Consider the following 13,579-nt stretch of genomic DNA (forward strand, 5'->3'; position numbering starts at 1 on the left):
GTTATAATTCCTCCAATATATTCTTTGGTATTCGAATTAAAAAGGTTGTCCCTATATCTTCAAGGGAAGTAACATCAATTGACCCTTGTAATTCATCAGTTATTATGTCTTTTACTAAACTTAATCCTAGGCCGCGATTAATTTCACCTGTTTCGTAATTGATTTTAGTTGAATAACCTGGTGAAAATATATAATTCAAATTTTCCTTCTTTATGCCAGATCCATCATCCTTAATTTTAAAAATATGATTTTTTTGATCTGTATAATGAATAGCACTAATATAATGCTTTTTATCATCATTAATAGATTCTATTGAATTCATAATTAAATTTCTAAGAATAGACATAAGAAAGTAATGTTTATTTGTAAAAAAATTTTTTTCTATAGAGAAAGATAAGGAAATATTTTTTTTGTAAGAAGAAACTTCTCGTATCATACTAATTTGAAGAATTTTTATAATTTCTTCAAAATCAATACCATTATCGTTAAGGTTATCTTCTAAAGCGTCTTTAATTCCTCTAACAACTAAAGAGTATTCTTTTTTTATTTCATGAATGTCTTTTGCAATTATTAATGAATCGTTAGCCCACGTATCGCTAGATGCATTTTTAGATATTTTCTCGAAAAGGCCATAAGATATAGACATCACATTCTCAATAGCATGCATATTTTTTTCTATCCAAAAAACTTCACTTTTTAATTTAGCTGTTACCCATAAAAGCTTTTTATATCTTTCAGCATGTTCTTTTTTCAAAAGGATAATACTGTAATAATCAATAGCAACGAAAACTATATACACTAAAAGAGAACGGATAATAGCAACTAAAATAATACTTTCTTGAACTTTAAAGGAAAAAACTATAGTACCAACACGAATAAATCCTTCAATAAAGTTAGAAACATAATCTATGATTATTAAATTAAGTAGAAAAAACTTATTTTTCAAGCTATAGTTAATAGTTTTTATATAAAAATTAAAAGCTAATCCATAAAATATATAAAAAAATATTTCAGGAGAGTATGATGAAATTGAATTGTCAAAACTACCTGTAGTAAGAAAATGAACAATTATTCTTAGAAAAAAAACTCCTAGTGAAGACAATAATGTAGTTAAGGCAACATTAAAACTTCCTAGAAAATATATAAATATAGGCAGCAATATTATAGCAAATGAAATTTTGAAATTCGTTAAAAATAAGTTGATATGAAATTGTGCCCCAATAGAGATAAAAAAACTAACTAAAATAGTTCTTTTTATATTATTATCTAAACTTAAATTCATCATATAAAAACCCTTCTTAATCATTTGAAATGTTGAAAAATTCACACTATTAATTTTATCACAAAATATAAATTATCTAAACTTTTCATAAATAAAAATCATAACTAATTATAATTAAAAATAAAAAATTATAAAAATTCATTGTAATTGTATAAAAAGTATAAAAATGGATAAAAATCTTAATAAAGACTTTTATACAAAGGAGTGAATTTAAAAATGAACAAATTAAAGGAATATAAGTTTCAAATTTTATCATCATTAATAATAGTTTTTGCATTATTTTTTTGTGGATATTCATTTTATATAAATATGGCTAAGAATAAACAAATAGATACATTAACAAAGGAAGTTAGTTCTACAAATATAAAAGATAATACAGTGGTGGAATTTTTTATAAAATACTCTAATTGCAACAACTTCATAACTGATGATAAAATGATGAAGTTAGTAGAAAAGGATAAAGATAAAATTAAAGATTTAAAAGAAGAACAATTGGAAGAAATATATAAAGGATATGGATATAAGTTAGATAAACATACTTCTGACAAAATTACTTTTATTAAAGAGATACCGGGATATGCATATGAAAGTGGAAAGTATTTCATAGGGGTAAATGAAAATAAGGTTGTTATATACAATAAAAAAGAAGATAACAGTTTAGTAGTTGTTGAAAATATGATTCCAAATGTAAGAAGTGAAGATAAGAGACCTATAACGCTAGAAAATCTTAAGGATAAAGGTAATTTAATAGAAAGCTTTTATGAAGGAAAAAAAGAATATCAATTTGATGATAAAGAATCAGCGTTAGAATATGCAAAAGCATTATGTAGTTCCTAAAATATAAAATAATTAAGTCTAAAATGCATAGTAATTTTACTATGCATTTTTTATATATGCATATAAAAATTAACTAAGGCCATACATTGATGTAATTTAAAAGTGTTAAGGTTGAATTGAAAATCTGTTGATGTTAAAGTAATATAGTGAAATACTATATAAATTTAATGTTATAATTTATTAGTAAAAAATTATAAAATGTTAGGAAGGATTTATAAAAATGTATGAATATATAAAGGGTAAATTCATTTCTATAAATAAAGATTATGTAGTTCTAGAGAATAATGGAATTGGATATAAAATATTTACATCAGGAAATACAATGGCTCAGATGCCCAATACCAATGAGGAAGTGAAGTTAAATATTGTTCAAATTGTAAGGGATGATTTTATAGGTCTTTATGGATTTTTGACAAAAGAAGAGGTTGAAATGTTTAATTTACTACTTACAATAAATGGAGTTGGGGCAAAGGCCACATTATCATTATTATCTATATGTACAGTTGCAAATCTTAAATATGCAATATTAAGTAGTGATGAAAAAACTATTACAAAAGCTCCTGGAATAGGAAAGAAGATAGCTCAAAGAATTATTTTAGAATTAAAAGATAAGCTAGATTTGCAAGAGGTTATGGAAAATGGAATAGATGAGACTATAATAGAAATGGATGTTATTCATAACGAAGCTTTTGGGGCTTTACTAGCTTTAGGTTATTCAGAGAAAGAAGCTGAAAAAGCAGTTAAAGCTGTTGGAAAAGAAGCAAATGTTGAAGATATGATTAAAAAGTGTTTAAGATACTTAATGAAATAATCTGAATTTAAAATAGTATATAAAGTTACTATATAATTTTAAGAAAGGAGTGATTGTATGGAGGATAGAATTGTTACTTCTGATTTTATAGAAGAAGATGGCGATGGAGAGTACTCATTAAGGCCGCAAAGATTAAAAGAATATATAGGTCAAGATAAGGTTAAAGAACGATTAGATATATTTCTAAAAGCAGCTAAAATGAGAGGGGAACCTTTAGATCATACTCTTTTTTATGGACCACCAGGTTTAGGAAAAACTACTCTTGCTAATATTATTGCAAAAGAAATGGGTGGGAATTTAAAAGTTACTTCTGGACCTGCTATAGAAAGGGCTGGAGATTTAGCATCTATTTTAACATCTTTGTGTGATAATGATGTTTTATTTATAGATGAGATACATCGACTAAATAGGGCTGTAGAAGAAATTTTATATCCAGCAATGGAAGATTACTCTTTAGATATAGTTATAGGAAAAGGTGCATCAGCAAAGTCTATAAGACTAGATTTACCTAAATTTACTTTAATAGGTGCTACAACTAGGGTAGGACTTTTAACAGCTCCACTTAGGGATAGATTTGGAGTACTTTGTCCTATGGAATATTATAGTGAAAATCAATTAAAAGAAATAGTTGTTAGGTCAGCAGAGATTATGAATGTGTCTATCAAAGAAGATGCTGCATTAGAGATTGCAAAAAGGTCTAGAGGTACTCCTAGAATTACAAATAGGCTATTAAAAAGAGTAAGAGATTATTCCATTGTAAAAGGAAATGGAATAATTGATTATGAAGTAGCAAATAATGCATCAGATCTTTTAGAGATTGATAGTGAAGGGTTTGATCAAATAGATAATAAAATAATAGAAGCAATAATATACAATTTTGGTGGTGGACCAGTAGGAATAGAAACTTTAGCCTATTATATAGGAGAAGAACTAGGGTCTTTAGAAGAAGTATATGAACCATATTTGATAAAAAAAGGGTTTATAATAAGAACACCTCGCGGAAGGATAGCTTCAGAAAAGGCTTATAGACATTTAGACATTAAAATGCCAGAAAAATAATATTTGAGATATAGTTTATAAAGTGGTAAAATAATAACCTTGAGAGAATGTGTATTAGAGACAAAAATAAATTATTATATAGGGATTAAAGATGGCGTTTAAAATAGTAATACTATATGAGAGCAAAAAAGTGGCTAGTAGAAAGTTATATATGAAAGTTTATTTCTAGAACTAGCCACTTAATGTAACTTTTTTGATTATATAAAGGTTCCGCATATGATAAAAGTAAGAATTTAAAGGTTATGTTAAAATCTTATATTATATAAATATAATTTGAATTTTTTATTTTAAAAAAATTAAAAATTAGGACGGTGTAGACAGTGAACGTAAAAGATTTTTATTTTGATTTACCAGAAGAATTAATAGCACAAGTGCCCTTAGATAAAAGAGATGAATCAAGACTTATGCTAGTTGATAAAAATACAGGAGAGTTAGAACATAGAACATTTAAGGATATTATAGATTTCTTAGATGAAGGCGATTGCTTGGTTTTAAATGATACAAGGGTTATGCCAGCAAGATTATATGGACATAAAGAAGAAACTGGTGCTAAAATGGAATTCCTTCTTTTAAGAAGATTAGAAAAAGATGTTTGGGAAACATTAGTAAAGCCAGGAAAAAGAGCTAAAATTGGAAACAGATTTGAATTTGGGGAAGGTAAATTAAAGGCTGAAGTAATAGAAGTACTTGAAAATGGAAATAGAAAAGTTAGATTTGAATATGAAGGAATATTTGAAGAGGTACTAGATGCTTTAGGGGAAATGCCGCTACCACCATATATAACAGAGAAATTAGAAGATAAGGAAAGATATCAAACAGTTTATTCTAGGGAAGTTGGATCGGCAGCAGCGCCAACAGCAGGTCTGCATTTTACAGAAGAACTTTTAGAAAAACTTAAAGAAAAAGGTGTTAATATAGCATTTGTTACTTTACATGTTGGTCTTGGAACATTTAGACCAGTAAAAACAGAAAAGGTTGAAGAACATGAAATGCATTCAGAGTATTATTATTTAAATAAAGAAAATGCTGATACAATAAATGCTGCAAAAGATAAAGGTAAAAGAGTAATAGCAGTAGGAACAACATCCAATAGAACTTTAGAAAGCATTGCAGATGAAAGTGGAAGAGTTAAAGAACAATCAGGATATACAAGTATTTTTATATATCCAGGATATAAATTTAAAATAGTAGATGCTCTTATAACTAATTTTCATCTTCCAGAATCAACGCTTATAATGTTAATAAGTGCTTTTTCAACAAGAGATATTGTTATGAATGCATATAAAGAGGCTGTGGAAAATAGATATAGGTTCTTTAGCTTTGGAGATGCAATGTTTTTACATTAGATCTTGATACATAACTATTATAAAAACATGTGTAATAAAATTACAAAAGGATGGTTGGATTTATGTACAAATTATTAAAAAAAAATGGAAAGGTAAGAAGAGGTGAATTTACAACACCTCATGGAGTTATACAAACTCCTGTATTTATGAATGTTGGTACACTAGCAGCTATAAAGGGTGCTGTATCATCTATGGACCTAAAAGACATAGGTTGTCAAGTAGAGTTATCAAATACATATCATTTACATTTAAGACCAACAGATAAAGTTGTTGGTAAAATGGGTGGATTACATAAATTTATGAACTGGGATAGACCTATACTTACAGATTCAGGTGGATTTCAAGTTTTCTCCCTTTCTAAAATGAGAAAAATAAAAGAAGAGGGAGTTTATTTTAACTCTCATATTGATGGAAAAAAAATATTTATGGGACCAGAAGAAAGTATGCAAATACAAAGCAACTTAGCATCTACTATTGCTATGGCTTTTGATGAGTGTATACCTAATCCTTCTTCAAGAGAATATGTAGAGGCATCTGTTGCTAGAACAACAAGATGGCTTGAAAGATGTAAAGTAGAAATGGATAGATTAAATTCTTTACCAGATACTATAAACAAAGAACAAATGCTTTTTGGAATAAACCAAGGTGGAGTTTATGAGGATATAAGAATAGAACATGCTAAAACTATTACAAAGATGGATTTAGATGGATATGCTATCGGTGGATTAGCTGTAGGTGAGAGTCATGAGGATATGTATAGGATTATAGATGCAGTAGTGCCTTATTTACCTCAAGATAAGCCTATATACTTAATGGGGGTTGGTACACCGCAAAACATATTAGAGGCAGTATCAAGAGGAGTAGACTTCTTTGATTGCGTTTTACCAGCAAGAAATGGAAGACATGGACACGTATTTACTAAACATGGTAAAATAAATCTTATGAATGCTAAGCATGAATTAGATGATGCACCAATAGATGAAGGATGTCAATGTCCAACATGTAAGCATTATAATAGAGCTTACATAAGGCACTTATTTAAAGCTAAAGAAATGTTAGCTATGAGGCTTTGTGTATTACATAATCTATATTTTTATAATAAGCTTATGGAAGATATAAGAAATGCAATAGATGGCGATTATTTTGAAGAATTTAAAGCAGAAAAATTAAAAGCGTGGGGCTCAAAATAATAGGTTTTACTATTTATATATTATGGTTATAATATAAAAGATAGATAAATATTAAAAAAAATTCATTAATTTTAAAAAAACATATAACTTTTTATAAAGAAATATGTTAAAATGCTCCATGTATCATTTTACGATAAGTACTATGAGATGAAATTTAATTAAAATTAAATTAAAAAATTTAACATGATTATAAGTTTAGTCATGTGAATAAGGAGGAATAAGGATGCAAGCTATTTTATTTAACATTGTACCTATAGTATTAATGTTAGGGTTATTTTATCTTATGATTTTCTTGCCAGAGAAGAAAAGAAAGAAAAAGTATCAGGATATGTTAGGTGATTTAAGCCTTAATGATGAAATAATGACAAAAGGTGGAATCATGGGAAGAGTGGTTAATATCCAAGAAGAATTTATAATATTAGAGAGTGGTCCGGATAGAGCAAGGATAAAACTAGCTAAAAACGGAATTAGTTATGTTATAAAATCAAAAGAGGAAAAAGACACTAAATCAGAATAAAACAATGAATAAAAGCCCCCTAATTGTAATATATTACAATATAGGGGGGGATTATAATGGGGAAAAAAATAAAGTATTCCTGTGTTGGACATGGCGTACTTAGAGCATTTATATTAACAATGTTTGCTTTAATAGTATACTCATTACTTATAAGTGTCATATCAGTAGGTCCGAAGGTGAATTCTATATTTTATATAATACTAACTTTAATCAGTATTATATATGGAACTATATGTGCTACTATTAAAGCCGGAAGTAATGGTTGGCTTATGGGAATTTTAGTTGGATTATTTTACATTGTAGCATTATTTATAGTTTCAATATTATGTGGTAAAGAATTTGCATTTGGAATAAAGGAAATTACAAGAGTGATTATGGCTACTTTAGTAGGTGCATTATCAGGAATGATTGCTGTGAATCTATAAAATTAAAATTTATTATAGATATAACATTGGTGGAAATAATGGATATAAAAAATAATTTTTAAAACTTAGTATATACTATTGTACAATACTAGGTTTTGAAATTATAATATATATATAAATTATTTAAAACACCTAAAGGATGGAGGAATTTACAATGAAACACATTAAAACAGTTAACAAATCAAACATAAAAGAAAGTTTAAAGAAGCCAGGATGCAAAGAGTGTGCAAACTCTTGTCAATCAGCATGTAAAACTTCATGCACAGTAGCTAACTTAGCTTGTGAAAACTAATTAATAGTAAAAAAGAGGCAGTAACTATATAGTTGCTGCTTTGTGTTTAGTAGGAGGAATAAAATGGCGTTAATTCATAAATTTAAACAAGGTAATGATTATTATGTAATAGATGTAAACTCAGGAGCAGTTCATGTAGTTGACGAATTAGTTTATGATCTTTTAGATGAAAATAAGTTAAGAAGTAAAGAAGAATTAGTTAAAGACTTTAAAAACAAATATTCTGTAGAAACTATAGAAGAAGTTTATAGTGAATTAAAAGAATTAGTAAGTGAAGGAATGTTATATTCATTAGATTTATATGAAAATATAGCAAAAAAAAGTGGACAAGCGCAATCATATGTTAAAGCAATGTGTCTAAACATAATTCATGATTGTAACTTAAGATGCAAATATTGTTTTGCAGATGAAGGTGAATATCATGGATGTAGAAAAGCAATGTCTCCAGAAGTAGGTAAAAAAGCAATAGATTTTGTAATTGAAAATTCAGGACCAAGAAAAAATATAGAGGTAGATTTATTCGGTGGGGAACCATTAATGGCATTTGAGCAAATTAAGGAAATTGTAGATTATGCAAAAGAACAAGAAAAAATTCATAATAAAAATATAAGATTTACAATGACAACAAATGCAACACTTTTAAATGAAGAGAATATGAAGTATTTAGATGAAAACATGGGTAACTTAGTTTTAAGTATAGATGGTAGAAAAGAAGTCAATGATAAAGTAAGAGTTAGAGTAGATGGTTCAGGATGTTATGAGAGTATTTTACCTAAAATAAAGTCTATGGTGAATATGAGAGATAAATCTAAAACTTACTATGCGAGAGGAACATTTACAAGAGAAAATACAGATTTCTTTGAAGATGTAAAGCATATGGCAGATTTAGGTTTTGATGAAATTTCTATAGAGCCTGTTGTACTTCCAGATGAACATGAACTTTCTTTAAGAAAAGAAGATTTACCTACAATATTTGGGCAATATGATAAATTATATGAAGAAATGTTAAAGAGACATAAAGAAGGAAACGAATTTAGATTCTATCATTTTAATATAGATCTTCAAGGTGGTCCTTGTGTATATAAAAGGATATCTGGATGCGGAGCAGGACATGAGTACATAGCAGTAACTCCAGATGGAGATATTTATCCTTGTCACCAATTTGTAGGAAATGAAGATTATTTACTAGGAAATATATATGATGGAATAAAGAAAAATGAAATAGTTCAACAATTTAAAGAGGCTCATATATACAACAAACCAACTTGTAAAAAATGTTGGGCGAGATTTTATTGTAGTGGTGGATGCCAAGCAAATAACTTTAATTTTAATGGTGATATGCATATACCATACGAAATTGGTTGTGAAATGCAGAAAAAGAGAGTTGAATGCGCTATAGCATTAAAGACTAAAATTATGGAAATGGAAGAAAACTAATCCAAAATTGTGATTGACTATGAAATTTGGAAGATATATAATAAATAACATTGGAAAAAACATAAATTTACTAATGTAAGAAAGGGGATAGACATGAAGAGAGGTAAAAGTGTGTCCTTATTTATTGGCGCTGTGGTAATTATAGCCTTATTAGCTTATATTGGATATTTTGGGGCAGAGGCCTTTGGATATAGGTTCAAATCTTTTGGACAGTCAATAAATAAAGGTCTTGATCTTCAAGGTGGTTCATCTATACTTATGGAGATAAAAGCTGATGAAGTAGACAAAGACACTATCAATAGAACTATTGAATTAATTTCTATGAGGGTGAATAAATTAGGAGTCAGTGAAACTTCAGTAACTCGTGAAGGGGATAAAAGAATAAGAATTGAAATTCCAGGTCAATTTGATACAAAATCTGTACTTGATACTGTTGGAAAAACAGGTGAGTTAAAGTTTACAGACTCTGAAAAAAATATAATTCTTTCAGGGCAAGATGTAAAAAATGCAGTTGCCCAATATGATAATGAAGGAAAAGCAGTAGTTGGATTAGAGTTCAATGATGAAGGAACTAAGAAATTTGCAGATGCTACAACTAAAAATGTAGGTAAACAGATTGCAATATCAATGGATGATGAGGTTTTAACTAATCCTCAAGTAAATCAAGCTATAACTGATGGAAAAGCAGTTATAACTGGTATGGAATCTTTAGAAGATGCTACAAGAATAGCTAATATAATTAAATCTGGTGCACTTCCGGTGCCGGTTCAAACTCTTTCTGTTAAAACAGTAGGACCAACTATTGGTATGGAAGCTGTAGGATTGAGTAAAAAAGCAGCAGTAGTTGGCATAGCTTTTGTTATGATATTTATGTCTTTATACTATAAACGTCCTGGAGTTATATGTTCATTAGCCATTGTATTATATGTATGCCTATTATTATATGCTTTTGCTATATTTGAAGTAACATTAACTCTTTCCGGTATTGCAGGATTTTTATTAACAGTAGGTATGGCTGTTGATGCTAATGTACTTATATTTGAGAGAATAAGAGAAGAATTAAGAACTGGAAAATCAGTAAAATCATCAGTAGAATCTGGATTTAGTAAAGCTTTAGCAACTATACTAGATTCAAATATAACAACTATAATAGCTGCCGTTTCTTTATATATAATAGGAACTGGTTCTGTTAAAGGATTCGGATTAACGCTTATAATTGGTATAGTAATAAGTATATTTACTGCGTTAACTGTTACAAAGTTCTTAATAAATATGGCAGTGAATATTGGTATTCTTAACAAACCATCCCACTTTGGTGTTAAAAAGGGGGTAAATTAAAATGAAATTTATAGAAAAAACTAAAATTTGGTTTACTATATCCCTTATACTGATAATTATAGGAATGGGTACAGTAGTGTTTAGAGGGTTAAATTATGGTATAGATTTTACAGGTGGTACAATTATTGATATAGCTTTAAATGATAAATTCGAAAAAAGTAAAGCTGATGAAATATTAGATAAATATGCAAAAAATAAGTATGCTACTAAAGTTGTAGATAATGGAAAAGAACTTGAAATAATAGTTCAAGATGGCGTACTTACAGATGAAACAACTGATAACTTAATTGAAGATATGAAAAAAGAGTTTTCATTAGATGATTCAGCAATTTTAGGAAAAGAAAATCTAGGTGGAACTATTGGTAGAGAACTGAAAGTGAAAGCGTTTATAGCTGCCATAGTTGCAAATATAGCTATGCTTATATATATTGGGTTTAGATTTGAGTTTAATTTTGCAGCAGCAGCTATAATTGCAGTATTACATGATGTTTTAATAACTGTAGGAGTTTACGCAGTTTTAGGAATACCTGTTAATACACCATTTATAGCAGCGGTCCTTACTATTATAGGATATTCTATAAATGATACAATAGTTATATTTGATAGAATTAGAGAAAATTCAAAGAAAATGAGAAAAGTAGAAATCTCTGAGATCGCAAATATAAGTATAAATCAAACATTATCTAGATCTATAAATACTGCACTTACAACATTATTTACTATAACTGCAGTATATGTATTTGTTCCAAGCATAAGAGAATTTTCATTACCATTAATAATTGGTATAGCTATGGGAGCATATTCATCAATATTTATAGCTAGTCCAATTTGGGTTATCTTAAAAAATAGAAAAAAAGCAGCAAAAATATAACATAAATTGTAAAAAAATATAATATATATTATGGGGGATAGGTTTTTTGTAAAAAAAAAGGCATATCTCCTGCTTTTTTTTACAAAAATATTTGTAATGTTATAGATTTTAAATTATAATATTAGTTGTTTTCTATTGTTTTGGAGGAGCATGTTTATGGATGAACACTACGTTAAAAATACCTATAATTCTCTATTACTAAAAGGTATGAAGAGTGCTCTTAAAAGAATAATAAAAGCGATAAATGAGAGAGAAAAAATAGTAATTTATGGTTATTATGATTTTGATAGTATTACTGCAATTTCGCTTTTAATATTAGTATTAAGATACTTAAATGCTGATGTGGAGTATTTTCAACCTAATGAAATTAGAGAAGATAGAAATTTAAAAGATAATGATATACAAAATTACATAAAGTACTTAGGTGCAGATCTGATAATAACTGTAGGTTCTACTGTAAGCTCAGAAAAAGAAATTCAACTATGCAGGGACCTGGATATAGATATTATTGTTACAGATTATCATAAAGATTGTAAGTGCTACGATGAGGTTGTTGTTATAAATCCTAATAAAGAGGGGTGCAACTATCCATTTAAAAATCTTTCAGCATCTGGAGTGGCTTACAAGTTGGTACAAACTGTATCAGAATATTATAAAATGACTTGTATAAATAAGTACATAGATCTTGTTATGTTAGGGACTATATCTAAAGGAGTGCCTGTTATTGGTGAGAATTGTTTTATAGTAGATGAAGGATTAAAACAATTAGAATGTAGCAATAATTATGGTATAAGAGCTTTAATTGATGATAATAATGTAGATGACATAGAGGAATTTATACATAATAATTTGACTATGGATATATTTCAAAGGACAAATTCTATGGGTAGAATAGATAATGCAAGAATAGCTATAGAATTATTTACTACTAATGAAAAACATAGAGCAAAGCAGATATCTAAATATCTGTACAATGAAATAAAAAAAAGTAAGAAGCAAAATTTTAATGGTAGATCAAAAATCTTTGTATAATGTATATAAAGGTATAATTAAAATGCTTGTATATCCTAAAGGTTGAGTTTTTCACTATATTAATTTAAAAAATGAGAGTTTGTAGAATGTTTTATATGTTCTGTTATTAAGTAATATTTAAATGAATAAAATATTATATTTTATATATACTAAATGTATAATTTTGGTGATGGTTAATATAGTTTGAATATACGGTTTAGAATATAAAATAGGACATAATAACATTTTGTTTTAATGTATTGCATTTGGCAAGGTATATTTGTGGTTTTTAGGATTTTGAGATAATTTAAATTCTAGAAATATGATAAATTATAAAAAGGGGGAAACGACAATGAATTTAAAAGAAAAAATAAGAGTTATAGATAATTTTCCTAAAGAAGGAATTAGTTTTAAAGATGTTACGACTTTACTTGAAGATGGAGAGGCCTTAAAGTTTTCCATAGATAAAATTGTAGAACATTTAAAGGATAAAAATGTAGATTTAATAGTTGGACCAGAAGCCCGTGGATTTTTATTTGGGGTACCTGTTGCTTATGCATTAGGAGTTGGATTTGTTCCATGTAGAAAGCCAGGTAAGTTACCATATGAAACATATAACACTAAATATGGTTTAGAATATGGTAGTGATACATTAGAAATCCATAAGGATGCTATAAAAAAAGGTCAAAGAATAGCTATAGTAGATGATTTATTAGCAACAGGTGGAACTGTTTCTGCAGTGGCAAGTCTTGTTGAAAAAATGGGCGGAGAAGTAGTTTCTTTAGATTTTGTAATTGAACTTACAGAATTAAATGGAAAAGAAAAAATAAAGGACTATGATGTAATGTCTTTAGTAGAATATAATCTTTAATTTGAAAATTGTATTTGTGAAAATTAACAGCTTAATTACAGGATTTCAGGTGAGCTTTAAAAATTATTTGTTCTAAAACTTGGATACCTAAAAGAGTGATGTAGGATCATAAGTATTTAAACTCAATACTGAATTTTGAATGAAGTACTTTTAAGTTCTTGAATAAATTTAATTTTGAGCTTGTATCACTACATTAATAATAAATATAATATTACAAATAAAAGCTGACATTATTTCTATAAAATGTTTAAAGCAAATTGCATTAATAAAATTGTTATTATATAATAATATC

The 13,579-nt window shown here is 27.7% G+C and carries 14 protein-coding genes; 13 read left to right on the forward strand and 1 reads right to left on the reverse strand.

What is annotated here, in order from left to right:
- Position 1 precedes the first annotated feature (1 nt).
- On the reverse strand, positions 2-1,285 hold the full coding sequence (locus tag ACYUE0_RS00125) for an ATP-binding protein (protein WP_460269099.1): 1,284 nt from the start codon (positions 1,283-1,285) through the stop codon (positions 2-4).
- A 213-nt stretch (positions 1,286-1,498) separates the two neighbouring features.
- Here ACYUE0_RS00125 and ACYUE0_RS00130 point away from each other — a divergent pair, with 213 nt between their 5' ends.
- The 13 genes from ACYUE0_RS00130 (at position 1,499) to ACYUE0_RS00190 (ending at position 13,287) form a co-directional block, all read left to right on the forward strand.
- On the forward strand, positions 1,499-2,119 hold the full coding sequence (locus ACYUE0_RS00130; protein ID WP_061993946.1) for a hypothetical protein: 621 nt from the start codon (positions 1,499-1,501) through the stop codon (positions 2,117-2,119).
- 220 nt (positions 2,120-2,339) lie between these two features.
- A complete protein-coding gene (gene ruvA, locus ACYUE0_RS00135) occupies positions 2,340-2,930 on the forward strand; it encodes a Holliday junction branch migration protein RuvA (RefSeq protein ID WP_061993947.1) in 591 nt (196 codons plus the stop codon).
- A gap of 57 nt (positions 2,931-2,987) precedes the next feature.
- The gene (gene ruvB / locus ACYUE0_RS00140; RefSeq protein WP_460269102.1) at positions 2,988-3,989 is read left to right on the forward strand and encodes a Holliday junction branch migration DNA helicase RuvB; all 1,002 of its coding nucleotides are present in this window, start codon (positions 2,988-2,990) and stop codon (positions 3,987-3,989) included.
- A 320-nt stretch (positions 3,990-4,309) separates the two neighbouring features.
- Positions 4,310-5,335: a tRNA preQ1(34) S-adenosylmethionine ribosyltransferase-isomerase QueA gene (gene queA, locus ACYUE0_RS00145; RefSeq protein ID WP_061993949.1), complete on the forward strand. Its 1,026-nt coding sequence runs from the start codon at positions 4,310-4,312 to the stop codon at positions 5,333-5,335.
- A gap of 62 nt (positions 5,336-5,397) precedes the next feature.
- Positions 5,398-6,525: a tRNA guanosine(34) transglycosylase Tgt gene (tgt, locus tag ACYUE0_RS00150; protein WP_460269103.1), complete on the forward strand. Its 1,128-nt coding sequence runs from the start codon at positions 5,398-5,400 to the stop codon at positions 6,523-6,525.
- A gap of 223 nt (positions 6,526-6,748) precedes the next feature.
- A complete protein-coding gene (gene yajC, locus ACYUE0_RS00155) occupies positions 6,749-7,042 on the forward strand; it encodes a preprotein translocase subunit YajC (protein WP_061993951.1) in 294 nt (97 codons plus the stop codon).
- A 56-nt stretch (positions 7,043-7,098) separates the two neighbouring features.
- Positions 7,099-7,467, forward strand: coding sequence for a TIGR04086 family membrane protein (locus ACYUE0_RS00160; protein WP_061993952.1), 369 nt, complete (start codon positions 7,099-7,101; stop codon positions 7,465-7,467).
- A gap of 154 nt (positions 7,468-7,621) precedes the next feature.
- Positions 7,622-7,759 carry a six-cysteine ranthipeptide SCIFF gene (scfA, locus tag ACYUE0_RS00165; RefSeq protein ID WP_010292964.1) on the forward strand — a complete coding sequence of 46 codons (138 nt, stop codon included), beginning with the start codon at positions 7,622-7,624 and terminating at the stop codon, positions 7,757-7,759.
- A gap of 63 nt (positions 7,760-7,822) precedes the next feature.
- Positions 7,823-9,196, forward strand: a complete 1,374-nt coding sequence (gene scfB / locus ACYUE0_RS00170) for a thioether cross-link-forming SCIFF peptide maturase (RefSeq protein WP_460269105.1) — start codon at positions 7,823-7,825, stop codon at positions 9,194-9,196.
- Positions 9,197-9,289: 93 nt separating this feature from the next.
- Entirely contained in the window at positions 9,290-10,534 is a 1,245-nt protein-coding gene (gene secD / locus ACYUE0_RS00175; RefSeq protein WP_061993954.1) for a protein translocase subunit SecD, read from the forward strand.
- Between the two features lies 1 nt (position 10,535).
- Complete coding sequence (secF, locus tag ACYUE0_RS00180; protein ID WP_199869188.1) at positions 10,536-11,405, forward strand: protein translocase subunit SecF; 870 nt, start codon at positions 10,536-10,538, stop codon at positions 11,403-11,405.
- Positions 11,406-11,561: 156 nt separating this feature from the next.
- Positions 11,562-12,437 (forward strand): DHH family phosphoesterase, encoded by an 876-nt coding sequence (locus ACYUE0_RS00185; protein ID WP_460269106.1) that lies wholly within the window; start codon positions 11,562-11,564, stop codon positions 12,435-12,437.
- Positions 12,438-12,768: 331 nt separating this feature from the next.
- The gene (locus ACYUE0_RS00190; protein WP_061993957.1) at positions 12,769-13,287 is read left to right on the forward strand and encodes an adenine phosphoribosyltransferase; all 519 of its coding nucleotides are present in this window, start codon (positions 12,769-12,771) and stop codon (positions 13,285-13,287) included.
- Positions 13,288-13,579: the final 292 nt, after the last annotated feature.

The organism is Clostridium sp. CTA-19, from assembly GCF_054767855.1.

Bases quoted from the DNA above. Each gene is read 5' to 3' on its own strand.
- ACYUE0_RS00125 (WP_460269099.1), bottom strand. From the start codon at position 1,285: ATGATGAATTTAAGTTTAGATAATAATATAAAAAGAACTATTTTAGTT.
- ACYUE0_RS00130 (WP_061993946.1), top strand. From the start codon at position 1,499: ATGAACAAATTAAAGGAATATAAGTTTCAAATTTTATCATCATTAATA.
- ruvA (WP_061993947.1), top strand. From the start codon at position 2,340: ATGTATGAATATATAAAGGGTAAATTCATTTCTATAAATAAAGATTAT.
- ruvB (WP_460269102.1), top strand. From the start codon at position 2,988: ATGGAGGATAGAATTGTTACTTCTGATTTTATAGAAGAAGATGGCGAT.
- tgt (WP_460269103.1), top strand. From the start codon at position 5,398: ATGTACAAATTATTAAAAAAAAATGGAAAGGTAAGAAGAGGTGAATTT.
- yajC (WP_061993951.1), top strand. From the start codon at position 6,749: ATGCAAGCTATTTTATTTAACATTGTACCTATAGTATTAATGTTAGGG.
- ACYUE0_RS00160 (WP_061993952.1), top strand. From the start codon at position 7,099: ATGGGGAAAAAAATAAAGTATTCCTGTGTTGGACATGGCGTACTTAGA.
- scfA (WP_010292964.1), top strand. From the start codon at position 7,622: ATGAAACACATTAAAACAGTTAACAAATCAAACATAAAAGAAAGTTTA.
- scfB (WP_460269105.1), top strand. From the start codon at position 7,823: ATGGCGTTAATTCATAAATTTAAACAAGGTAATGATTATTATGTAATA.
- secD (WP_061993954.1), top strand. From the start codon at position 9,290: ATGAAGAGAGGTAAAAGTGTGTCCTTATTTATTGGCGCTGTGGTAATT.
- secF (WP_199869188.1), top strand. From the start codon at position 10,536: ATGAAATTTATAGAAAAAACTAAAATTTGGTTTACTATATCCCTTATA.
- ACYUE0_RS00185 (WP_460269106.1), top strand. From the start codon at position 11,562: ATGGATGAACACTACGTTAAAAATACCTATAATTCTCTATTACTAAAA.
- ACYUE0_RS00190 (WP_061993957.1), top strand. From the start codon at position 12,769: ATGAATTTAAAAGAAAAAATAAGAGTTATAGATAATTTTCCTAAAGAA.